The sequence below is a fragment of the Anabaena cylindrica UHCC 0172 genome (genome assembly GCF_034931625.1).
GTDB classification, from domain to species: domain Bacteria; phylum Cyanobacteriota; class Cyanobacteriia; order Cyanobacteriales; family Nostocaceae; genus Anabaena; species Anabaena cylindrica_A.
This window is the reverse complement of record NZ_JAYGGY010000015.1, coordinates 1-23353: the sequence shown is the minus strand read 5'-3', so window position 1 is coordinate 23353 and position 23353 is coordinate 1. Positions and strand designations below refer to the sequence as shown.

Below are 23353 nucleotides of genomic sequence, written 5' to 3'. Positions count from 1 at the left end.
TCTAATCGTATTTCCGATGTTGTGGGTTGTTAGTGCGATGGTATTTAGTGGGTCAAAGTAGGTAATTTAATGCTAAAATTAACGTTGAAGAGATAATTTCGAGAATTTTTATCAATTCAAAGATAAGGAGATAAAGATGCAAATTCCAGTCAAGCCAGATCAAGAAAAATACCTTCTTAAAAAACTACAAGAAGGTAAATATAAAAGCATTCATGAGTTATTATCTGTAGCTTTTCAACTTTTAGAGCAACATGAAGAGAAAGAAAAGCAACTAATTGAATTAAGGCGAAAAATTGCTGAAGGAACAGAGCAACTTCGTCAAGGAGAAGTAGTTGAAGGTGAATTAGTTTTTCAACAACTACAACAGTTATTTAATTAATCATTCTCATCAATTCTTGATTTCCTATCTGCAACCTCAACCTTTCATTCTCAATTCTCAATCTCTCATTTTCCTGTTCCAGATTAATCACCATATCTTGTAAATCTTCCACCTTCGATTTTTTCTTAATCGCTTCCTCAATTGCAACCTTGCGATTTTCCAAACTAAACCACTTTTGATAAATGGATGTGTGCATATTCACAGAATGACCCAAATTATCAGCAGCAGCTTTGATGGGAATCCCCATTAAATGCGCTCTAATTGCCCAACCATGACGTAAATCATAGGGTTGAAAAGGAATCCCCACAAATCTAAACCATCTATCTGTACCATGTCGTGCAGAGTTAATTTCTCGACTTGTAACTTTATCTTTAATTTTCGCCTTTAATAACTCAATTGCTTCTGTATCTGTTGTTAAATTAAAAGTTTCTACCCAACGGGGATATAAGGGTAAAGCTTCCCTTTGTCCAGTTTTACACTCTTCATTTACCCGCCATGTATTCATGACATTATCTGATGATAGCCACCAATTTAAATCAGGATTAACAAAAATTTCAATTGGTCGTAATCCATAAGTTGCTAACATCCCATAAACCCAACGCCAAAGTTTCCAATTATTTCTATCTTCCCTAGTTGTCAACTTACTAGAACGATTAATAGCATAATTTTCAAACTTCAGATATTCTTGTTCTATCTCTGCATCTGTAGGAATATCACGTTTACGTTGAGAAATAGCTTTAATTTTTAAATTACTCAATTCTGGAACTTCTACACCAGAACATTTACACAAAACCCTAATTACCTTAATTAATTCATTTTTCACACTATCCGAAGATGAGCAAAATTTCACAGCATCAATAAAATTAGCCTCTATAGCTATTTTATCTTTTGGCAAATGTGTTTTAGCAATATAGAAATAACTATTAAAAGTATTATTACTCTTGAGGGTGCGTTTTCTAGTTTGAAAATAGTTTTTCTCAAACTCAGAAATCAACTCTCCAATTGTTATAAATTTAGCCTTAAATCTAGTTTTACCTAAATATTTATCAGTCCAGATAAATTGTTTTCTAGCAATTAATGTTCCTAACTCATTAGCTTCTTCTTCAGCAGTATTTAAACCATCAAAACTGAATGGTATCCCCAAAGAAATATCATATTGCTTTGTTCCTATACCGTTTTTATCAATATCACCTGGTTTAATAGGTAGGGTAGTTCTCAACTGTAATGAATTACCAGACTTTCTAACAGAAACACTCACTCTTGCGGCTCTTAGTCTAGCATTAATTGCTTTTAATTCTGTTGTCAGTTTTGCCGTTAGATGATTTTCTTGATTTTCTACTGCTTGCATTCTGCCCAAATATCCCCCATCGGTAATAGCTGTTTGGTGAAAATCGGCAAATGCTTCCTGTGTTCTGTCCATACCCTAGATTTACCCTAATAAAAAAGCTGTTCATCCCAGACAATGATTGCAGTAAACATTGTTGAAAATAAACATTTTCCGGCTATGAGAATAATATTATTACTCTTTTCCGTGAAGGTAAAGCACAAGAAATCTACATCGTTACCTCTGGTGAAATGATGGCGATGTACGCTGCAAACAACATCGCTCGTGGTGTACTTAAATATGCTCACTCCGGTGGTGTACGTTTAGGTGGTTTGATCTGTAACAGCCGTAAGGTTGACCGTGAAATCGAATTGATCGAAACCTTGGCTGAACGTTTGAACACTCAAATGATTCACTTCGTACCCCGCGACAACATCGTTCAACACGCAGAATTGCGTCGGATGACTGTTAACGAATATGCACCTGATAGCGATCAGGGTAATGAATACCGTGCATTGGCTAAGAAGATCATCAACAACAAGAACCTCACCATCCCCACACCAATTGAAATGGATGAATTGGAAGCATTGTTGATTGAATTCGGTATTCTTGATGATGACACCAAGCACGCTGAAATCATCGGTAAGCCCGCAGGTGCTACCAAGTAGTAATTAAGATTTTAGGAACAGGAAAAAGGAAAACACTACATAATTTCCTTTTTACCTTCCTTTCCCTCCATTCCCCACAGGGGACATTAAGTCCCCAAACCCACAGGGGAAAACCCCAAATCCTTATCCCCGTTCCTTAGGAGCAAGAGAGACAGAATATGACTCCTCCAGATGACAAGAATATCGTTGAACAAAGAAAAGAACTAGTTAAAGAAGTTCTTAAAGCTTATCCCGAAAAAGCTGCTAAAAAGCGCGAAAAGCACTTAAACGTATTTGAAGAAGGTAAGGCTGATTGTGGTGTTAAATCTAACATCAAATCCCTTCCTGGTGTAATGACCGCTCGTGGTTGTGCTTACGCAGGTTCTAAAGGTGTGGTTTGGGGTCCTATTAAGGACATGATCCACATCAGTCACGGTCCCGTAGGTTGCGGTTACTGGTCTTGGTCTGGTCGTCGTAACTACTACATTGGTACAACAGGTATTGATACCTTTGGTACCATGCACTTCACTTCCGACTTCCAAGAACGCGACATCGTGTTTGGTGGTGACAAAAAACTCACCAAATTAATTGAAGAATTAGACGTATTATTCCCTTTAAACCGTGGTGTTTCTATTCAATCTGAATGTCCCATCGGTCTAATTGGAGATGACATCGAAGCAGTAGCTAAGAAGACATCTAAAACCATCGGTAAGCCAGTTATTCCTGTACGTTGCGAAGGTTTCCGTGGTGTATCTCAGTCTTTAGGACACCACATCGCTAACGACATGATTCGTGACTGGGTATTCCCCAGATCAGATCAAGCTAAGAAAGACGGTACATTGAAGTTTGAAGGTACTCCTTATGATGTAGCCATCATTGGTGACTATAACATCGGTGGTGATGCTTGGGCGAGCCGCATCTTATTAGAAGAAATCGGTTTGCGCGTTGTTGCTCAATGGTCTGGTGACGGTACTATCAACGAAATGTTGATGACCCCCAACGTGAAGATGAACCTCATCCACTGTTACCGCTCGATGAACTACATCAGCCGTCACATGGAAGAAGCTTATGGTATTCCCTGTCTAAACTATGATAATGTGTCTTAAATCTACCAAAGTTTAGTCTATATAAAACTTTGTTCAATTTGATCATTGTTCTAAATGGACTAAATTTTAATCCAAATTTAAGACAATGCTAGAAAAAGAGTTACAGGAAATTTTCGGCGATTTCACACCACCAGCATCTACCGATGGCAGCTATTTAGGAACGCAGACACAAATGAAAGCTACTCGGCAACATCTGGAAGAGAAATTTCAACAAGGTTTGGTAGATGTCAAATCTCGATTAAAAGCAGCTAGGATAAAAGTTGGACTAGTTATAAGTGGAGGAACTATTCAATTACAAGCTTCTCTACCTGTAAAACCTGGAGAAATTGATGTTAGAAAAACTGGTAGAAAGCAATACAAAATTTCTTTAAATATTCCTGCTAATTTAGATGGTTTAAAAACAGCAGAAGAAGAAGCCAATGAGTTAGGTAAATTAATTGCTCGTCAGCAGTTTATATGGAATGATAAATACTTAGGACAAACTGCTCATCAAGTTGAAGATACAGTCAAAACTGTTGGCGAGATATTAGAACAATTTGAAATTGAGTATTTTAAAACTCACAAACTAACAGAAAAAAGTAAGCATACCTTTTCTTATTATACCAGTTATTTAAAAAGGTTAGTAGGAATAGATACAGTTTTGACGCAATCAGCAGTAGATCAAAAATTGCAAGAGTTAAATAATGAGTATGCAAGTTATAGTGCGATTAAAAGCTTAAAGGTCTTAAAATCAACACTTGACTTAACTAGCTTCACTTTAGAAGGAATTAAAAATAAACAACCAAAAAGTCAACCGAGAGATATTCCTAGTGATGAGGATATAGTCAGATATTATCAATCCTTTGCAAATTATGCACTTACTAGAAAAGGTACAATTAAAAGAGACTGTTTAAAAAGTTGGAAAATGTGGCAATGGGTTTATGGAATGTTAGCAACTTATGGTTTACGTCCCAGAGAGTTATTTGTAAATCCTGAGATTAGTTGGTGGTTTAATACTGAAAATAAAGATAATACTTGGAAGGTACACCCTGATACTAAAACTGGTTATCGGGAAGCTTTACCACTACATCCTGAATGGGTAGATTTGTTTGATTTGAAAAATTTAGAATGTTTGGAACTTTTAAATAGTCAAGTTGCTGGAAAAAGTAGTTATACAGAAATTAACACTATTCGAGTTAATTGTTCTTCATGGTTTCGGCGTGTGAGTATTCCTTTTAGTCCCTATGATTTGCGTCATGCCTGGGCAATTAGAGCGCATATTATGGGTGTGCCAATAAAGGCTGCTGCTGATAATTTAGGACATTCTGTAGAAATTCATACAGAAATTTATCAAAGGTGGTTTAGTTTAGAAAACCGGAAACAGGTAATTAAGCAAGCAGTGGATAAAAAGGATGATATGGAGGTTTTAAAAGCGGAAAATGTCGAGTTAAAGGCTGAGATAAAACAATTAAAACAAACTTTAGCAAAATATCAAATTGCTGAAGTATTGAAATAGAATAATAGTAGAGACGTTTCAGGAAACGTCTCTACGTTGGAGTTAACATTATTCATCTATCAAGATTAAAAACTGTTGGAGATAAACAATTTTATTGATTTGGGAATTTTAAGCCACTATTAAGCAAATTTTGGGAATCAATTTCTAGTTATTATTGGTGTTTAGATGGAAAAAAAATATTTTTTAATCTATAAATAACCTGATTTATAAATACCAAAATAAAAGATCTTATATATCGAGGTTTTTTAGAATATAGATTTATATTCCCTGGTTAGAATATAACTTCTTTGGACCCACCAAGATTGCTGCATCTTTACGTGAAATCGCTTCCAAGTTTGACGAAAAGATCCAAGCAAATGCTGAGAAGGTAATTGCTAAGTACCAACCCACAATGGATGCGATCGTTGATAAATATCGCCCCCGTTTGGAAGGTAAGACTGTAGCAATGATGGTTGGTGGTCTACGTCCTCGTCACGTTGTTCCCGCTTTCCAAGATTTAGGAATGAAGATGATTGGTACAGGTTATGAGTTCGGTCATAACGACGACTATAAACGTACTACCAACTACATCGAAAACGGAACCATCGTTTATGACGACGTTACCGCTTACGAATTTGAAGAATTCATCAAAGCATTGAAGCCAGACTTAGTTGCTTCTGGTGTGAAAGAGAAGTATGTCTTCCAAAAGATGGGTCTTCCTTTCCGTCAAATGCACTCTTGGGATTACTCCGAACCTAGTAATATGGGTTGAAACGTGCGTTAAATTTGGGTTTGTTTATTGGTGAATAAAGATAAGTTAGTTTTTAGTCTAAATGTAGTTAATTATGTTATATAATAACATTGTTTGTTGGTAACTGCAAATAATTAAGTTCTGATTTTAACTGGGTTTGAGATAGATATTAAATTTTGATTATCGGTAATTCTGTTATGTAAGATAACTTTATTAAAGATGGATTTTTAGACTAAATTTATCTAAATAAAAAAACAGGAGTAATATTTTATGTCAATCATGACAATCAAAGATGTAGAACAAGTCCAAATCGCTTTTAGTGAAGCAGGTTTAGATTATGATGTCGAATTAACAAACGGGAGAATTTCTATTGTGGGTCCTTCGGATATTGTATCTAGTGAAATTAGTAGTCGGTTAATTGCTTTTCTCTTTGCTTGGATAAATCCGCGTCGTTTAGGAAGAGTGTTTGATTCTGCGGGTGGTTTCATTTTACCTGATAGTAACCTCACAGCACCAGATGTTTCTTTTGTTCGGGCTGCACGTCTGCGTCAAAGTCCTCGTTATTTTGGGGAACTTGTACCAGATTTAGTAGTAGAAATTAAATCTCAAAGTGATAGAATTAAACCTTTAGTGACTAAAATTCTCAATTTTATAAACTTAGGTGCTGTTATTGGAATTTTAATTGATCCTGATGAAGAAACGGTAACAGTTTATCGCCATCAAGGTGAACCAACTGTTTTGATAAATGGCGATATTTTAACTATACCAGAACTTTTTTCTGGTTGGGAATTAGCCATTTCAGAATTATGGCCACCTATCTTTACTGAGGAAGAAACTCAAGGTTAGTAAATAAAATAGAAATTGGGAGGGTTCAGCAAGTATAGTTGTCATTGATGGATGATGTTGACTTCTCTTGATTTTATCATTGGATATTCGGAAAAGTGCGATGGCGCAAGCTGTCCTCATGAATCGTACTACGCTATAAAATTATATTATTTTTTTCTTGAATGTACATCAAAAGCCAAATCTGCACGGTAAAAACACACATCAAACGTTAAAAAGAAGTTCATACGCCCTAATAATAAAGGTACATCATCAGATAAGCACCACGCAAAAACTAAGCGAACAGGCTCAAATGATCCAATCTGGGCAGATACCAGTAAACCTCTTGCCTCGATTGGTGCTAAATTGCCAGCCAATATCACAGAAGTAGTTTGTTCCTCCCAAATTGCACCTAGCTGAATACCTACACTGTATGGCAGAACGTTAACACTTGCGCCAGTATCCAATAAACCGGAAATATCTACTGATGAGTTACGGTAAGTAAGTGTTAATGGTAACTTTGGTAGGGCATCAGGAACACCAAAGGTATCATATCCCTCTATGAAGGAAAATCTTTGAGTTTTAGTCATTATGCTTTTGTTCGTCCGCTTCTAGTAGTTGAGCAAGTTGATGTGCGGCTGCATGGGAATTAAGCGGTGATAAAATAGGATAGGTTGCTCCCTGTTCTAATGATGGTTCTTCATCCCTAGATAATTCGGAAACTAGAAACTGCATTACTTTTAGTTTGTCTGCACGATTTAGATTTCGCAGGGTAGGAAATAGTTCTATGGCGTTCATAATTGTCATAATAGAGGGAATTTCATATTTCTATTTTTCCACAAGTTTCATAATTGTGCATTAGTGAAGCTTACCGTGCGATCGCGTAGCTGACTGAAGGTATCGCTCTCACATCTATAATAGTTTTCACTCAGACACAATAATTGCAGCTAATCGTTCCTCAACTTCACAGATATAATCTGTCAACCCTGTATCAACTCCTCTTTCTCGTAGATGTTTTAAATTTGTATCTTCCCAACACTGCTTTTCCCGTTCCATATTGTTTCCTGTTAGCTGTTCAACTACTACTTTTACATTTCTGATGCGTTCAGGTTCTTTCTCAGAAGTAGCACGTAATCTGTGCGACTCTATGCAAGGATCAAAACTCAATTTATTTTTGATTTCTTCGAGAATTTGTTCCTCTTGTTGATTAGATGGAATAAACCCATTTAAAACCCATGCTTCACGTTTTGGATCAGCCGCACCAATGATAATTTCTAATTTCGGTGTTTTATTAATATGTTCTGAACGTGCTTGTTTAATTCCTTCTTTACGTTCTGGTTGATTATCTAAATCACGGATAAATATAACAGCTTTAATCTGTCGTGTTTTTTGCAGAAAACGTACCAAATTGAGAATCTTGATAGATGCTGCACCATCGGCTTTTAAAGGTACACTCTTACTATGATGACCTATAAATCTGGAAGGTTTATATTTTATTTGTGATTTTGCATCATCAATAATTTTGATAATGTCTCTCCAACAGGAATATTCTTTTCTTGACTCTAAACCAGTCCACTGAAAACAATGTTGCAGAATATCATCATCTAACCAATCGAATTTTTCTTTTAAAACTCGCTCGGCTAATTTAGTCGCTGTTCTGGCATCTGCACCACTTTCAACTATAACAATAAACTCAATCACTGACTTCTCCTTCTACCACCCAATCTTCACCTTCAGCATCCCAAAATTCACCAGTTGTTAATGTTTCCTTTGCCCATTCTACATCAGGATGTTCATCTAAGCGTTTAGCAATTGTAAAACCTGATTTACTGTTATTTAATATGTGGACTTGAGAAGGAGCAAGTGCATCAATAATATAAGGAGAATGAGTAGTGAAAATAATTTGCAGGTTGGGATTTTCAGCAATTATTTCTTTAAAAACAGTCATTAACTCACGTTGTGCTTTAGGATGAAGTCCCTGTTCTACATCATCTAATAAAACTAAATTAGGTTGATTAGGATTCATTAGTACAGTTAATAATCCTAAAGTTAACATTGTTCCTTCGCTAATGGCATGGGCTGGAATACGTTCACCTGTATTCATGTCTAATACAACTTCTTGCCCTGTCATTTCCTGAGTTTCTTCATAGGAAATAGATTTACCATCTACTTCAATTAAACGATTACGAATAACAGGAACTTTTGCTCGTCTTATACCAATTTTGCGTACATTTGGCACAATTCGACTCAGCTTTTCTTCTATTAATTGAAATTTATCTGGAGATTCATCACGGAGAAAATCTAAAGTAGGTGCTAATCCTGAACCATCAAACTCAACTCTTGGGGTTATTTCATTGCTGTAAGCTGGTTTAGCAAGATTACTTCCAACTAATTTTAAATAAATAGTATTTTTGAAAGATTCATAAATTGGTTCTACTTCTTTATTTTCATATAAACTTCCTCTGTCTCCATGTAACGTCAACGAATTTTTGTCTGTATTACATGATAAAACTATATCATCTGATTTAGTACCTAATTCACTAGTTTTTTTACCCCAACTCAAGATAACTTCCCAGTGTCTTTTTCTGGTAACAGATTCCCAAAAACCACTAGCCGTTACAGACATTTTTGATTCCCCAATTGTTGTAATAATTTGATGTGATATTTCATGCTGAAATATTTTTCTAATTGGTAACTTGGTTAGCATACTTAGATAATATAACGCCTGTAAAACAGATGTTTTACCAGCACTATTTTTTCCTACAATTCCATGTAATCGGGAATTATCGAAATTGAGTTCTGTTGATTTATGGCTTTTGAGATTATGAAGTATTAGTTTTTCTAGCATATTTTTATAGATCACAATAATTCAGGAATATGTTCATTTTCATAGTTTTGAATTAGTCAAGTATTCATATTCTGCTTCTGTGTGAGGGACATCAAGAACACTAAAGGTTTATACGACTATAATATCAAGACTAAATGTACTTCACCAAAATTTAATTTACTAAATAATATTAGACTTAGTAGCTTCTTGAGTAATAACTTTTAGCATTTTTTCTGTTTCTTGTGAAAACTTATTTTGTGCAGCTAAAAATGGAGCTACTAAATTTTTACCATCTGTATTTCCTTGTAAACACTGATTTCTAAAATTCATCATTATTTCATTAGCTTTACCACGTGCTTTTATAACATCATCATAAGCAGGTTTGACAACAGGAAAGTATAAATTAATTAACATTTCAAGGCGAGAAAAATCAAGGTTATTTTTATTATTTATTTCAATTTCTAACAAGGTTTTAAAATCTATCTGACCATCCATAGCTCTAGTATTGTTAAGATAAAATATATCTATATTGGCAGCCCATTTTTTACTCAAAAGATATATTTCTTCTAATTTTTCGCGCATTAACTTCTGTTGCTTTATTTTTTTCTCATTTTCTAGTTGTAAAGTTAGTCTTTCATTATTTGCTTTATTAGTTAGGAATATACCCATTAAAGTCATTCCAGAGGAAACTAATGCTGTCATAAAAGCTACTCCTATCGTAATAGGGATTTGGTGTTCATTTATGTTCATCATGTTAATCTCTATAAAAATAGATACACTATAGCTAAATATATCATCACAAGACAAAAATTAATTGAATTGCTAAATCTATCAGAATTAAATTAATACTCCATCCAGTGAGAAGATATGATAGATAATTTAGTTGTTGTAGGTTTTATTTGGTGGAAAGTTATGCTTATGAGCGCTTATTTGCAAGAAATTGAACACGCTGCAAGTTCAGTCATTAATCTAATATGGGAAGAACGTCAAAAACTGGAACTTTTAATGAAAGAGATTAATAAACTAACTGTAACTGTTGAAAGAGGATACCAGACAGCAATGACTTTGCAGTTAACAGATGATGATCATGACGCTTACATGATGGGAGTTGCTACCTATTGGGACACATACTGGGGAGAAGAGAATGAAGCATTACAGGATAAAAAAATTGTCTTCCAAGAATTACAAGAAAAAATAGCAGCACAAAGCTTTTCCATTGCCTCTTTATCAGGAAGTTTGCTGCAATATGCAAAGCAAGGAATCTCTACGGTTTACAAGAAACCAAATATCTGTCCTAATGGCCGCTTAATTAAAAGTCAATCGCTTAAAGTTATTATTTGGGAGGGAAGAAATCAAGCTCTCCACTTTGAAGTTGGAGAGTTTAGAAGGGCAGCAGAAGAATGTTTTGAGACTCTTGCCAAAGAAGTTGATACAAAGTTTTCTGATTATAACAAGCGAAATATGGCTTTTGATATAATTGAGTTATTGGGATGGAAAAAAATTGAGGATTTCAAAAATGATTTGATGCTACTCGAAAAAATAGTTACTAAATTTACATAACTAAGAGCAAATATTTACGAATGTTAATGGATCAAAGATATTATTCCCAATCTTCATATTTCAAACCATCAATACGGCTAAATTCGCGGGTATTATGAGTAATGAGTGTGAGATCATTTGCTAATGCAATTGCCGCAATTAACAAATCATTAGGACCAATGGGAGTACCCAAAGAATCAAGACGAGCGCGAACTTGTCCAGCAATTTTAGCGGCTTTACAATCTAGTGGTAAATCGGCAAATTCAGCCAATAAATTTTCTAAATGAGATAAGTTTCTATTAGTATTTGAACTCTTGTAAGCTCCGTAATACAATTCACTATACACAACTGTACAAATATAAATTTCTTTAACAGGAATTGATAAAAGACGTTGGGTAACAGGTGAATTTTTTGAATTGAGAATTTGAATACAGGCATTTGTATCTAGGAGATAGGCCATTGAATTTCCTCCCGTTCTTCAAAATGAAGCTGTTCTGGACGTTCAATCGGCTCACCTTCCCAACTACCTATCACTTCTTCCAAAAACCTACGAGAATATCCTAATTCTTCCGGCGTTTTGGTTGTAGATTGTAATGATTTTTCTGCAATACGTTGAAATACAATTACAATTTCTAATTCTTCATTGGCAAATTCATCAGGAAGTTCAATTTTGAGAATTTTATCATTACCAATGTGCGTCTTAATTTTCATACTTTCCATAGACTGACCTCCTGGTTGATCATGTTATCATTTAACTAAATATATTTTAACAATTCTTTGCCTAAAACGAGGTAGTTGATAGGAGAAGTATCGGAAACAATAATCATTTATTACCTAACAGATTACCAATTGCTTGAATATCTTCTTCTAAGTCTTCTTCTGTGTAGGGTAAGTAAGCCTTTTGATCTTTGAGAAATTGATATGTTTCCCATCGAGAAGAAAAATTTAACATTTTGTGAACTTCTCCCGCTCCAATAAGACCTTGACGATAATTATCAGCTACAATAAGCTCCAACACCTTTTGGGAAATTTGACTCGGTTGTAGTTGTAATTGATTGGCAAGATGATCAGGAATTTCAATCATTATTTGCATAATTTCTACTCCTTGCTTAACTTTAACTTTTAAATTATACCACATCACACAAAAATGATATTCTTGATTCACTAAAATTAACTCCGTTTATAAACCATTTCCATCCTCAACTTCTCTACCTCAATCTTCAACCTTTCATTCTCCATTTTCAACCCTGTATTTTCATCCTTAATCAACTCAATATCATTCCGTTTACTCAAAGCCTGATTAATTGCCAACTTCCGCATATCTAAAGAAAACCAACGTTGATAAGTTTTCGTATGAATCTGCACACTATGCCCCAAATTATCCGCCGCAGCTTTAATAGGAACTCCCAAAATATGCGCTCGAATTGCCCAACCATGACGTAAATCATAGGGTTTAAAATCTAAACCAATTTTTCTAAACCACCAACTCACTCTTTGAATTAAAGCCGTGATTTCTGCATGATTATTTTGGTCTTTTTTACTAATTGCTATAGCCAACATTTCTAAATACTTCGGATTTCTTAAATCGAACTCATTAATCCATTCCTTATATAAAGGTAAAGCTTCCCTTTCACCAGTTTTACAATCTTTATCAACCTGCCAAGTTAAATCTATATTTTCATCACTTAACCACCAATCAATATGAGGATTAACAAAAAGCTCCCTGGGACGTAAACCAAAAACTGCTAACATTCCATAAGTCCAACGCCAAAGTTGCCAACTATCTTTCACATCTTGATTAACTTGTTTACCGCGATTATGCAGATATTCATCAAATTTGTAAAATCCTGTAACTATTTCCTTGTCTGTGGGAACATTCCGAGAATTACTTTCAGGTACTTTAGAATAATTAGTTAAGTTAATTTCAATTTTGAAAAGTTGGCAAAATACAGAGATAGCCCTAACAGCATTATATTTAGCCCATTCTTTATCTATTTTTTCAATTGCATTAATTAGAACTCCCCCAGTTGCTAAATCATCAGCATTTGTATAACGCTTAATTCTAGTAAAATAATAAAAAAAAGTATGTTCACTTTTGCTTGTACGTTTATGGGTTTTAAAATATTCTGATTCAAATTTTTCTAACAAATCACCAATAGTTAGCAAATCTTTTTTAATTGCATCCTGTCCTAAATATTTATCATTCCAAACAAAACTTTTTCTAGCAATTAACTTTCCTAATTCATAAGCTTCCTCCTCAGCAGTTTTCAGTCCTGGTAAATTTGCCGGAATATTCAAACTAAGATTGTATTGTTTTTTGCCAGTTCCCCTGATATCTTCATCTCCGGGTTTAATGGGTAAAGTAGCCCGCAATTGCAGACATCCATTTGATTCTCGAATTGTTACTCTAGTTTTTGCAGACTTCAAATGCAGATTTACTTGCTCTAATTCCAGTGCTAACTTTGTTGTCATGTTGTGCTTTTTGTTGAGGCGATCGCAAAACAAAATCTAGGAAAGCAATAACGATACAATCATGAGAGGTTACTGTAAGCCTCATTATCTCTATTTATTGCTGTCTGTTTAGCCTATATTTAGACTAAAAATCAATGTGTTAAGTGCAAACATAGTTTATTGCTGACATTGCTCACCGCAAACATAGCGAAGTTAAAAGCTATTAAACCATCAAAAGAAATACTCCGGTCCTTATCACGGTTACGACGGATTCGCAATCTTTGCTCGTGACATGGATTTGGCACTCAACAGCCCAACCTGGGGATTAATTGGCGCTCCTTGGAACAAGAAAGCTCAAGCTAAAGCTAAGGCTAAAGCTTCCGTCTAGAAACACCAGAGAGTAGGGGCAACCCTGCCCGTACAGGGATAGCCTGGGGTGTTTACCCCAGGGGGGAGTTGGAAATTCAAAATTCAAAATTAAAAATTCAAAGTTTCGGATTTTGGATTTTGCATTCTGAATTTTGAGCCACATTCCCGACTTCCCCCAAAGGTGGGAAAACCCCCGCCCCAAAAACAAACACAACACACAGCAAGCTTGGAGATATAGAAATGCCTCAGAATCCAGAAAATATTAAGGATCACGTTGAGTTATTCCACGAGCCAGAATACCAACAACTGTTTGAAAACAAGAGACAGTTTGAAAACGGTCATACTTCCGAAGAAGTAACACGGGTTGCAGAATGGACAAAAACCTGGGAATACCGGGAAAAGAACTTTGAACGTACAGCTTTAACCGTTAACCCAGCTAAGGGTTGTCAACCTTTAGGTGCAATGTTTGCGGCTGTAGGTTTTGAAGGTACTCTTCCCTTCGTTCAAGGTTCTCAAGGTTGCGTGGCTTACTTCCGTACCCACTTAACCCGTCACTATAAAGAACCATTCTCCGGCGTTTCTTCTTCCATGACTGAAGACGCGGCTGTGTTCGGCGGTATGCAGAACATGATTGATGGCTTGGCTAACTCCTATAAGTTGTACAAGCCAAAAATGATCGCTGTCTGCACCACCTGTATGGCAGAAGTTATCGGTGATGACTTACAGTCATTTATTGGTAACGCGAAAGAAGCTGGTTCAGTTCCTCAAGATTTCCCAGTACCTTTTGCTCACACACCTAGCTTTGTTGGTTCCCACATCACTGGTTACGACAACATGATGAAGGGAATTCTGACTACCTTGACTGAAGGTAAGAAGAAAGCTAAGAGCAATGGTAAAATCAACTTCATTCCTGGTTTTGATACCTACGTAGAAAACAACCGCGAAATCAAGCGGATGGCTAACTTGATGGGTATTGACTACACTGTTTTATCTGATAACAGTGACTATGTTGATTCACCTAACACTGGTGAATTCGATATGTACCCAGGTGGTACTAAGTTAGAAGATGCAGCAGATGCTATCAACGCTAAGGCTACTGTGGCTCTCCAAGCTTACTCTACTATCAAGACCCGTGAGTACATTGCGAAGGATTGGAAACAAGACGTTTGTGTTTCTCGTCCTTGGGGTATCAAGGGAACTGACGAGTTCTTGATGAAACTCAGCGAATTGACTGGTAAGGCTATTCCTGAAGAGTTGGAAATTGAACGTGGTCGTGCAGTTGACGCAATGACCGATTCCCACTCATGGTTGCATGGCAAACGCTTTGCTATCTACGGTGATCCTGACTTAGTTTTCAGCGTCGTTGGTTTCATGTTAGAAATGGGTGCTGAACCTGTACATATCTTGGTTCACAACACCAACGAAGTATTCGAGAAAGAATTGCAAGCATTGTTAGATTCTAGTGTCTTCGGTAAGACTGCTAAAATCTGGGGTGGTAAGGACTTGTGGCACATGAGATCACTCTTGTTCACAGAACCCGTAGACTTGTTAATTGGTAACTCCTACGGTAAGTACCTGTGGCGCGATTGTAAGGTTCCCCTAGTTAGAATCGGCTATCCTATCATGGATCGTCACCACTACCACCGCTACGCTACTGTTGGTTATAAAGGTATCATCAACCTCCTCAGCTGGATTGTTAACACAATCTTTGAAGATATCGACCAACACACCAATATTCCTTCTAAGACAGATATTTCCTACGACTTGATTCGTTAAGAATGTCTTTGCGGGGAAAGGGGGAAACCCCACCCCGATAATGTTCATTAGATAACGAATTGTAGTAATTATCACTTGTCAATCAAGGGTCAGGAAAAGGTAAATCAATTCAAAAATCAAAATTCACAGTTATGAGTTTTGCAAGTTGAATTAGTCCTAACTTTTCCTTTTCCCTTTTCTTTTTTTCATGGCATTTACCTGAGATATCTAATATGGAAACAACTCACAGCCACACTCATCCACATCCACAGCCTAATTACCATCCACCTAATAATCAAGAAGATTCTGGTTCTTTCGGTCTTCTTAAGCCTTTGCGACGATGGGTGGATGGCATTAAAGTTACAAATTTCCGCATTGCTCATATACTTTGTCAAGTAATTCCCTGCTGTTGTCCTTTTGAGAGAGATGTTAATTTATTTGGGTGGACTTTACATATTCCCCCACTGTGCAAACTCAATCCGTTGTATGATGAGTTTGTTTATTTAAGGTTTCGGGCTTTATCTTACCTTGCTGATGAATGTGGTGAAGATATCACAAGGTACATTTGCTAGATTTTCTGATTACTCATTTCATCTACAAATAATAGGGTATTGTTGAATTAAGATGAAAAGATATCACACGGAATCGCAACATAAATGGTGAGCTTTTTATACTTGAATTCAGCAATACTAATAATAGAGTAGGAATTTGTACTTGATGATTGGTTTGTTTTTAGTCAATAGAAGAATATGGATTTAATGAACCGCGTTCACGAAGTGTACCGTAGGGATAGGCGCAAAGGGCGCGAAGGAAGAGGGAAGAAGGAAGAAAGAAGAAGAAAATTTAGGGACGGCTAAATAGATATCTTTTCTGAAACTTTATCTGTGTAAATATTGTGTAAAGAGGAATTTTGCGGGAAGTCTATTCAGGTTTGCTCATATTTCAATTAATAACTTCCATCTAACGCGAGAAGACAGATGAAAATTACCCAAGGCAAAATTAACGAGTTACTTAGTGAGTCAGGATGCGAACATAATCAAAAGAAACAAGAAAAGAAAAATAAGTCTTGTACACAACAGGCTCAACCAGGTGCGGCTCAAGGGGGTTGTGCTTTTGATGGAGCAATGATTGCTTTAGTACCTATTACTGATGCTGCTCATTTGGTGCATGGACCGATCGCTTGTGCTGGTAATTCTTGGGGTAGTCGTGGTAGTCTCTCTTCTGGCCCGATGCTTTATAAGACTGGTTTTACCACTGATGTTGGTGAAAATGATGTGATTTTCGGTGGTGAGAAAAAGCTCTATAAGGCGATTTTGGAGTTAAAGGAACGCTATACACCCGCAGCGATTTTTGTTTATGCTACTTGCGTAACTGCTCTGATTGGTGATGATGTTGATGCAGTTTGTAAGGTTGCGGCTGAGAAGATTGGTATTCCGGTGATTCCGGTGATTGCTCCTGGTTTTATTGGTAGTAAAAATCTGGGTAATCGCTTTGGTGGTGAAGCTTTATTAGAATATGTAGTTGGCACGGCTGAACCAGAATATACTACTCCTTATGATATTAATTTAATTGGTGAGTATAATATTGCTGGCGAAATGTGGGGCGTTTTGCCTTTATTTGAAAAGTTAGGTATTCGTGTCTTATCGAAAATTACTGGTGATGCTCGTTATGAAGAAATTCGTTATGCTCACCGGGCTAAACTAAATGTAATGATTTGCTCACGGGCGCTATTAAATATGGCGCGAAAAATGGAGGAACGCTACGGTATTCCTTTCATTGAGGAGTCTTTTTACGGTATTAATGATATTAACCGCTGTCTGAGAACTGTTGCTAAAAAGTTAGGTGATCCTGATTTAATGGCACGGACTGAAAAGTTAATTGCTGATGAAACTGCGGCTTTGGATATTGCTCTTGCTGGCTATAGAGAACGTCTGAAAGGTAAGCGAGTGGTTTTATATACTGGCGGTGTGAAAAGTTGGTCAATTATCTCGGCAGCTAATGATTTAGGAATTGAAGTTGTTGCTACTAGTACTCGCAAAAGTACAGAGGAAGATAAGGCCAAAATTAAGAAGTTGTTGGGCAATGATGGCATTATGCTAGAGAAAGGTAACGCCCAAGAATTATTAAAGTTGGTGCGAGATACTAACGCAGATATGCTTATTGCTGGGGGACGGAATCAGTATACGGCTTTGAAGGCGCGGATTCCTTTTCTGGATATTAACCAAGAACGTCATCATCCCTATGCGGGTTATGTGGGCATGGTGGAGATGGCGCGGGAGTTGTATGAGGCTTTATACAGTCCTGTCTGGGAACAAATACGTAAGCCGGCTCCTTGGGAATAGGAGGCTCACGCAAAGGCGCAAAGACGCAAAGGAAGAGGTTTATGGCGATTGTTAATACTCCGAACAAGTCTCTTACGGTTAATCCGCTGAAACAAAGTCAGGCTTTGGGTGCTTCTTTGGCTTTTTTGGGGTTGAAGGGGGCGATGCCTCTGTTTCATGGTTCCCAAGGTTGTACGGCTTTTGCTAAGGTTGTGTTGGTGCGACATTTTCGGGAGGCGATTCCTCTGGCTACTACGGCTATGACGGAAGTCACTACTATTTTGGGTGGTGAGGAAAATGTTGAGCAAGCTATTTTGACTTTGGTGGAAAAGGCGAAACCGGAAATTATCGGTTTGTGTACGACTGGGTTGACGGAAACTAGGGGGGATGATATTGAGGGTTTTTTGAAGGAAATCCGCAAACGTCATCCTGAATTGGATTATTTAGCGATCGCATTTGCACCTACTCCAGATTTTAAAGGTGCGTTGCAAGATGGTTTTGCAGCAGCGGTGGAAAGTATTGTCAGGGAGATTCCCAAAGCGGGGGGAATTAAACCGGAACAAATCACCATTTTGGCTGGTTCTGCTTTCACTCCCGGAGATGTGCAGGAAGTTCGAGAAATTGTCACCGCTTTTGGATTTGAACCCATTTTTGTACCCGATTTGGGTGCTTCTCTAGATGGACATCTGGAGGATGAATATAGTGCGGTGACGGTAAGTGGGACAACTCTCAAACAGCTGCGTTCCTTGGGTAGTTCGGCTTTTACCTTGGCTTTGGGTGAAAGTATGCGCGGTGCTGCCAAGATTCTGCAAGAGCGTTTTGGCACAGATTACGAAGTATTTAAGGATTTGACGGGTTTAGAACCTGTAGATGAGTTCCTGCAAGCGTTAGCGGTGTTAAGTGGTAATCCCGTACCGGAAAAATATCGCCGTCAACGTCGTCAGTTGCAAGATGCAATGTTGGATACTCATTTTTACTTCGGTGCAAAACGGGTATCTTTAGCACTAGAACCAGATTTACTTTGGTCTATGGTGCATTTCTTGCAGTCAATGGGGGCTTCTGTTCACGCCGCTGTCACCACAACGCGATCGCATTTATTAGAACATCTTCCCGTCAAAAGCGTTACTATCGGCGACTTGGAAGATTTGGAAGGGTTAGCAGTAGGTTCAGATTTGCTGATTGGTAACTCCAACGTGAATGCGATCGCAAAACGCCTCAAAATCCCCTTCTACCGTCTCGGAATTCCCATTTATGACCGTTTAGGAAATGGCTTATTCACCAAAGTAGGCTATCGCGGCACAATGGAAGTTTTATTTGGTATGGGCAACCTGTTTTTAGAACATGAAGAGTCATTAATGATCAATCATTGGTCATCAGTAATTAATAAATGACATCTGACTGCCCTGGCGACTGGAAGTCGCGGCTATACAAACAAAGTCCGCCTGCGCGGACTAATGAAAAATCAAGGGTTTGTAACCCACGCAGGTGGCCTTCCCTACGGGAAGCCGCTACGCGCCATGCCTGTGTAGACGCGGTTTCTAACCGCCGATTTAGCTCATGAACTGAAAACCGACAAAGGACAAATGAACGTGAAAATTGCCTTCACCACAACAGACCGAATTCATGTTAATGCTCATTTCGGTTGGGCTAAAGAAATTGACGTTTATGAAATTTCAGACGATGGATATGAATTCCTAGAAACTCTGAAATTTGAAGGCGACCTCAAAGAAGATGGTAACGAAGATAAAATCACACCTAAACTTGACGCATTAAATGATTGTACAATCGTTTATGTAGTCGCTATTGGTGGTAGCGCCGCCGCTCGTTTAATCAAAAAAGGTGTGACACCAGTCAAGGCTAAATCAGAAGAAGAAAAAATCGAAGAAATTCTGAACAAATTAGTCACAACACTCAAAGGCAACCCCCCACCTTGGTTGCGTAAAGCCTTGAACAAAACCAATAAAAACTTTGCAGAAGAAGTAGAAAACGAAGCAGCCGTATGAGTGAAAATAATAGTGTCAAACCAACCGCTACAAGCACACCAATCACTTCACCATTTCTGAAAGCATTAGTTCAACAAATCCGGGCGCAAGATACTTATGGAACTTACCGGAATTGGGCTGATGAATTAATCCTCAAACCCTTTGTTGTCACCAAACAAAAGAAACGAGAAATTTCCATTGAAGGTGAAGTTGACTTAGCCACAATATCCCGCATCAACGCCTTCTTCAGGGCTGTAGCCTTCAGTATTGAGAAAGAAACCGGATTGATTTCTCATGTTGTAGTTGATTTAGGTCATGAAGGATTTGGTTGGGCATTAGTTTTTTCAGGTCGTTTATTGTTAGCTGTAAAAACCTTACGTGATGCCCATCGCTATGGGTTTGATTCCCTAGAAAAACTGGAAGAAGAAGGAACATCATTCGTCAACAAAGGCATTGACTTAGCCAAACGTTTCCCCGAAGTAGGAAATATTTAAAAAATTGGTAAGAATTCAGGAGTCAGGAGTCAGGAGTTAGGAGAAGAAAGAAAAATATTTTTCTCTTCTGTTAAGAGTTCCCTGCTATATCAAACATTCTGTATCCTGAACCCTTACGAATTATCCTACTTCCTTCTTCTCCTCTCTTCCTTCGCGTCCTTCGCGCCTTTGCGGTTCAATAAAATCCAATTCCCAATGACCATCGAGGAACTCACAACAAAAATCAGAAAGCTAAACAGCAAAGCAGGTCAAATGAAAATGGATCTGCATGACTTAGCTGAAGGACTACCAACAGACTACAAAACCCTGATGGATGTTGCCGCTGAGACTTACGAAATCTACCGACAGTTAGATGAACTCAAGCAGCAACTCAAACAACTGGAGAGTGTAAAATGACTGGAACCATTCAAGAATTCAACAAACTCGCAGATGCAGAAGAATATTTTATATTTTTTGAACTGCCCTACGACCAACAATTTGTAAACATAAATCGTCTCCATATATTGAAAAAATTCTCTCAATATATGCAAGAGATTGATAAGACTTCTCCTAACTTAAGTGATGCCGAAAAATTAGCTCAATATTCTTTAGCTTTGCAAAAAGCTTATGAAGTTTTTATTGAGTCAACACCCCATGAACAAAAACTGTTTAAGGTGTTTAACGATAAGCCAAAGAATGTAGTCACGCTGACAGAAATCACTTCTGATTAGGAGGTATAAATTGATCAACCTAACGCCTACCGAATTAGAACGCTATAGTCGCCAAATGATGCTCCCAAATTTTGGCGAAGCGGCTCAAAAGCGCCTCAAATCAGCGACTGTTCTGGTGTCGGGTGTGGGGGGATTAGGCGGTACGGCGGCGCTTTACTTAGCAGTAGCGGGCGTTGGGCGACTAATCTTAGTCCGGGGTGGTGATTTGCGGCTGGATGATATGAATCGTCAGATTTTGATGACTGACGACTGGGTGGGTAAACCGAGAGTATTCAAAGCCCAAGAAACACTCAAAGCCATCAATCCTGATGTCCAAGTGGACGTGGTTCACGATTACATTACCGCCGAAAATGTGGATGAGTTGGTGCAATCGGCGGATATGGCTTTGGATTGCGCTCATAATTTCACCGAACGCAATCTGTTAAATGAAGCCTGTGTGCGATCGCGGAAGCCAATGGTAGAGGCCGCTATGGATGGGATGGAGGCTTACCTCACCACGATTATTCCTGGTGTCACACCTTGTTTATCCTGTCTATTTCCAGAAAAGCCTGATTGGGATCGGCGCGGTTTTTCAGTTCTAGGGGCTGTATCTGGGACTTTGGCTTGTTTAACAGCCTTAGAAGCCGTGAAGCTGATTACCGGGTTTAGTCAACCGCTATTGTCAGAACTGTTGACGATTGACTTAAACCGAATGGAATTTGCTAAACGTCGTTCTCACCGCGATCGCAATTGTCCCGTCTGCGGTAACACAGCACCTTGGAGATACTCCCAATCCCAACCATTAACGGTATGAAATTCCGTCCCGCCAAGCAATAACCCACATCTCAAAATCAGAATAATCGCTACAGAACAGGAAACAACATGGCTGTTACTTTAACAGAAAAAGCAGAATTTCGTCTCTGGGCATTTTTAAGAGGTTCCGCAACCGACGAACCTAATAAAGCCACAAAAGGTGTCCGCATCTCCGTCAAAGATGGTGGTTGTAGTGGTTATGAATATGGAATTGACATTACAAATAAACCCCAACCAGACGATATCGTCACCCAACAAGGAAACGTGTTGCTTTACGTGGACGCTAAAAGTGCGCCGTTATTAGAAGGTGTTGTCATTGATTTTGTTGAGGGAGTAATGGACAGCGGTTTCAAGTTCACCAATCCCAATGCAACTGATACCTGCGGTTGCGGAAAGTCTTTTAAAACAGATGATGGTACGCCTACTGGTGTACCTTGCAGCTAAGAAATTCAAAATTCAAAAATTCGATCCTTTATTTTGGATTTTGACTTCAGCCAGGGAGACTTAAGGAAGCCAAAAAAGCTAACTTTATTAACGTTTGAGGAGAATCGAAACATGGCTTATCAAGTAAGATTGTTGAACAAAAAAGACAACCTTGACACCACAATTGAATGTGACGAAGAAACTACAATTCTAGATGCAGCAGAAGAAGCCGGTATTGAATTACCCTTCTCTTGTCACGCTGGTTCTTGCTCTAGCTGCGTCGGTAAGGTTGTAGAAGGTGAAATCAACCAAGATGATCAAAACTTCTTAGATGACGATCAAATGGCAAAAGGATTCGCTCTATTGTGCGTTACATACCCTCGCTCTAACTGCACAATTAAAACCCATCAAGAACCCTATCTCGTCTAGATTTTGATGTCTTAGCTTGTACAAAGATGAAGGATGTTAATCATCCTTCGTTACTTTTAAATTTTAACCTTTTATTTTTATTCTGCAATGTTTACTTCTTTTAGTTTTACAGGTTGCTCTTTAGAATTGCTAAAACCAGGAGAAAAAGGAATCATCATTTCTTGTAAAACTCAGGATGAAGGCATTCGCAAAAAACTCATTTCTATGGGTATAAAAACCGGAAATAGTATAATCTTAGAACAGCAATTTCCTTCTTTAATTGTTATATTTAATAATATATCTATGACAATAGACCGACAAACAGCCCGCGCTATTTATGTTCGTTTAGTTGATGCTTAAGAAGATAGCTAGTAGTCTGTCAAGAATTAATTGACGGGCAAATAAATTTTCCTTCTTCCTTCTTCCTATCCCTACGGGACTAGATATTTGGCATTTTGGCAGTTGTTTAGTATAGTATCTTGATATATTGCAGGGATTACCAAGATGTTTTTACTAATTATAGCGCAGACGGGTTGAACCCCGTCTTTTTTGTTATTTACCATTTGGCATTTTGGCAGAAAATGAAAAACCATCTATGTTAGATTATTACCAATGGCAGGAATTAATGATGATTAAAACAAGCAGTATGGACTAAATTCCCGTTCTTATTGTTGGTTTCATTTACAATCCTGACAACTTATTGAATTTTATTCCTACTATTTTTTTCATCTAAACCTCCAGGAGACCCCCACCAAAACTGTACTCAGTTTGGTGATGGG

The 23353-nt window shown here is 37.7% G+C and carries 26 protein-coding genes and 4 pseudogenes; 20 read left to right on the top strand and 10 right to left on the bottom strand.

Annotated elements, in window-relative coordinates:
• Positions 1–136 precede the first annotated feature (136 nt).
• Positions 137–379, top strand: coding sequence for a type II toxin-antitoxin system ParD family antitoxin (locus VB713_RS06465; protein WP_015214234.1), 243 nt, complete (start codon positions 137–139; stop codon positions 377–379).
• Here the strand turns inward: VB713_RS06465 and VB713_RS06460 are convergent.
• On the bottom strand, positions 372–1799 hold the full coding sequence (locus VB713_RS06460; protein ID WP_323310753.1) for an integrase: 1428 nt from the start codon (positions 1797–1799) through the stop codon (positions 372–374). The genes VB713_RS06465 and VB713_RS06460 overlap by 8 nt on opposite strands.
• A 110-nt stretch (positions 1800–1909) precedes the next feature.
• Between VB713_RS06460 and nifH the strand changes: the two are divergent.
• The 5 genes and pseudogenes from nifH to VB713_RS06435 form a co-directional block, all read left to right on the top strand.
• Positions 1910–2371, top strand: a pseudogene (nifH, locus tag VB713_RS06455) (nitrogenase reductase); the annotation flags it as partial.
• A 158-nt stretch (positions 2372–2529) separates the two neighbouring features.
• Positions 2530–3444, top strand: a pseudogene (locus VB713_RS06450) (nitrogenase component 1); the annotation flags it as partial.
• Between the two features lie 97 nt (positions 3445–3541).
• On the top strand, positions 3542–4951 hold the full coding sequence (locus VB713_RS06445) for a site-specific integrase (protein ID WP_323310752.1): 1410 nt from the start codon (positions 3542–3544) through the stop codon (positions 4949–4951).
• 262 nt (positions 4952–5213) lie between these two features.
• Positions 5214–5702, top strand: a pseudogene (locus VB713_RS06440) (nitrogenase component 1); the annotation flags it as partial.
• 249 nt (positions 5703–5951) lie between these two features.
• Positions 5952–6527 (top strand): Uma2 family endonuclease, encoded by a 576-nt coding sequence (locus VB713_RS06435; protein ID WP_323310751.1) that lies wholly within the window; start codon positions 5952–5954, stop codon positions 6525–6527.
• A 146-nt stretch (positions 6528–6673) separates the two neighbouring features.
• Here VB713_RS06435 and VB713_RS06430 read toward each other — a convergent pair whose 3' ends face one another.
• The 5 genes from VB713_RS06430 to VB713_RS06410 form a co-directional block, all read right to left on the bottom strand.
• Positions 6674–7093: a retroviral-like aspartic protease gene (locus tag VB713_RS06430; protein WP_323310750.1), complete on the bottom strand. Its 420-nt coding sequence runs from the start codon at positions 7091–7093 to the stop codon at positions 6674–6676.
• Positions 7086–7310: a hypothetical protein gene (locus tag VB713_RS06425; protein ID WP_416242412.1), complete on the bottom strand. Its 225-nt coding sequence runs from the start codon at positions 7308–7310 to the stop codon at positions 7086–7088. The genes VB713_RS06430 and VB713_RS06425 overlap by 8 nt, the downstream gene beginning before the upstream one ends.
• Before the next feature lie 117 nt (positions 7311–7427).
• Positions 7428–8204 (bottom strand): hypothetical protein, encoded by a 777-nt coding sequence (locus VB713_RS06420; RefSeq protein ID WP_323310749.1) that lies wholly within the window; start codon positions 8202–8204, stop codon positions 7428–7430.
• Positions 8197–9351, bottom strand: a complete 1155-nt coding sequence (locus VB713_RS06415) for an AAA family ATPase (RefSeq protein ID WP_323310748.1) — start codon at positions 9349–9351, stop codon at positions 8197–8199. The genes VB713_RS06420 and VB713_RS06415 overlap by 8 nt, the downstream gene beginning before the upstream one ends.
• Positions 9352–9510: 159 nt before the next feature.
• Positions 9511–10032 carry a hypothetical protein gene (locus VB713_RS06410; protein ID WP_323310747.1) on the bottom strand — a complete coding sequence of 174 codons (522 nt, stop codon included), beginning with the start codon at positions 10030–10032 and terminating at the stop codon, positions 9511–9513.
• Positions 10033–10197: 165 nt separating this feature from the next.
• On the opposite strand from VB713_RS06410, the gene VB713_RS06405 reads away from it, so the two are divergent.
• The gene (locus VB713_RS06405) at positions 10198–10890 is read left to right on the top strand and encodes a hypothetical protein (protein ID WP_323310746.1); all 693 of its coding nucleotides are present in this window, start codon (positions 10198–10200) and stop codon (positions 10888–10890) included.
• Positions 10891–10930: 40 nt separating this feature from the next.
• On the opposite strand, the gene vapC is transcribed toward VB713_RS06405, so the two are convergent.
• From vapC to VB713_RS06385, 4 genes are all read right to left on the bottom strand, one after another.
• Complete coding sequence (gene vapC, locus VB713_RS06400; protein ID WP_323310745.1) at positions 10931–11329, bottom strand: type II toxin-antitoxin system tRNA(fMet)-specific endonuclease VapC; 399 nt, start codon at positions 11327–11329, stop codon at positions 10931–10933.
• Complete coding sequence (locus tag VB713_RS06395; protein WP_323310744.1) at positions 11314–11589, bottom strand: hypothetical protein; 276 nt, start codon at positions 11587–11589, stop codon at positions 11314–11316. Before VB713_RS06395 ends, vapC begins: the two co-directional genes overlap by 16 nt.
• 103 nt (positions 11590–11692) lie before the next feature.
• Positions 11693–12034 (bottom strand): UPF0175 family protein, encoded by a 342-nt coding sequence (locus VB713_RS06390; protein WP_323310743.1) that lies wholly within the window; start codon positions 12032–12034, stop codon positions 11693–11695.
• 5 nt (positions 12035–12039) lie between these two features.
• Positions 12040–13341 (bottom strand): site-specific integrase, encoded by a 1302-nt coding sequence (locus VB713_RS06385; RefSeq protein ID WP_323310742.1) that lies wholly within the window; start codon positions 13339–13341, stop codon positions 12040–12042.
• A gap of 208 nt (positions 13342–13549) precedes the next feature.
• On the opposite strand from VB713_RS06385, the pseudogene VB713_RS28220 reads away from it, so the two are divergent.
• From VB713_RS28220 to VB713_RS06325, 13 genes and pseudogenes are all read left to right on the top strand, one after another.
• Positions 13550–13708, top strand: a pseudogene (locus tag VB713_RS28220) (nitrogenase molybdenum-iron protein alpha chain); the annotation flags it as partial.
• A 221-nt stretch (positions 13709–13929) separates the two neighbouring features.
• A complete protein-coding gene (gene nifK / locus VB713_RS06380; RefSeq protein ID WP_323310741.1) occupies positions 13930–15465 on the top strand; it encodes a nitrogenase molybdenum-iron protein subunit beta in 1536 nt (511 codons plus the stop codon).
• A gap of 212 nt (positions 15466–15677) precedes the next feature.
• Positions 15678–16016 (top strand): Mo-dependent nitrogenase C-terminal domain-containing protein, encoded by a 339-nt coding sequence (locus VB713_RS06375; protein WP_323310740.1) that lies wholly within the window; start codon positions 15678–15680, stop codon positions 16014–16016.
• Positions 16017–16421: 405 nt separating this feature from the next.
• Complete coding sequence (gene nifE / locus VB713_RS06370; RefSeq protein ID WP_323310739.1) at positions 16422–17786, top strand: nitrogenase iron-molybdenum cofactor biosynthesis protein NifE; 1365 nt, start codon at positions 16422–16424, stop codon at positions 17784–17786.
• A 41-nt stretch (positions 17787–17827) separates the two neighbouring features.
• Positions 17828–19156, top strand: coding sequence for a nitrogenase iron-molybdenum cofactor biosynthesis protein NifN (nifN, locus tag VB713_RS06365; protein ID WP_323310738.1), 1329 nt, complete (start codon positions 17828–17830; stop codon positions 19154–19156).
• A 192-nt stretch (positions 19157–19348) separates the two neighbouring features.
• Entirely contained in the window at positions 19349–19768 is a 420-nt protein-coding gene (gene nifX, locus VB713_RS06360) for a nitrogen fixation protein NifX (protein ID WP_323310737.1), read from the top strand.
• Positions 19765–20241, top strand: coding sequence for a NifX-associated nitrogen fixation protein (locus VB713_RS06355; protein WP_323310736.1), 477 nt, complete (start codon positions 19765–19767; stop codon positions 20239–20241). The genes nifX and VB713_RS06355 overlap by 4 nt, the downstream gene beginning before the upstream one ends.
• Before the next feature lie 195 nt (positions 20242–20436).
• Positions 20437–20637 (top strand): CCE_0567 family metalloprotein, encoded by a 201-nt coding sequence (locus VB713_RS06350; RefSeq protein WP_323310735.1) that lies wholly within the window; start codon positions 20437–20439, stop codon positions 20635–20637.
• Positions 20634–20951: a nitrogenase-stabilizing/protective protein NifW gene (gene nifW, locus VB713_RS06345; RefSeq protein ID WP_323310734.1), complete on the top strand. Its 318-nt coding sequence runs from the start codon at positions 20634–20636 to the stop codon at positions 20949–20951. The genes VB713_RS06350 and nifW overlap by 4 nt, the downstream gene beginning before the upstream one ends.
• 10 nt (positions 20952–20961) lie before the next feature.
• Entirely contained in the window at positions 20962–21744 is a 783-nt protein-coding gene (locus VB713_RS06340; RefSeq protein WP_323310733.1) for a HesA/MoeB/ThiF family protein, read from the top strand.
• Between the two features lie 68 nt (positions 21745–21812).
• Complete coding sequence (locus VB713_RS06335; RefSeq protein ID WP_323310732.1) at positions 21813–22187, top strand: iron-sulfur cluster assembly accessory protein; 375 nt, start codon at positions 21813–21815, stop codon at positions 22185–22187.
• Positions 22188–22298: 111 nt separating this feature from the next.
• The gene (locus VB713_RS06330) at positions 22299–22595 is read left to right on the top strand and encodes a 2Fe-2S iron-sulfur cluster-binding protein (RefSeq protein ID WP_323310731.1); all 297 of its coding nucleotides are present in this window, start codon (positions 22299–22301) and stop codon (positions 22593–22595) included.
• An 87-nt stretch (positions 22596–22682) separates the two neighbouring features.
• Positions 22683–22934, top strand: a complete 252-nt coding sequence (locus tag VB713_RS06325; RefSeq protein WP_323310730.1) for a FeoA family protein — start codon at positions 22683–22685, stop codon at positions 22932–22934.
• Positions 22935–23353 lie beyond the last annotated feature (419 nt).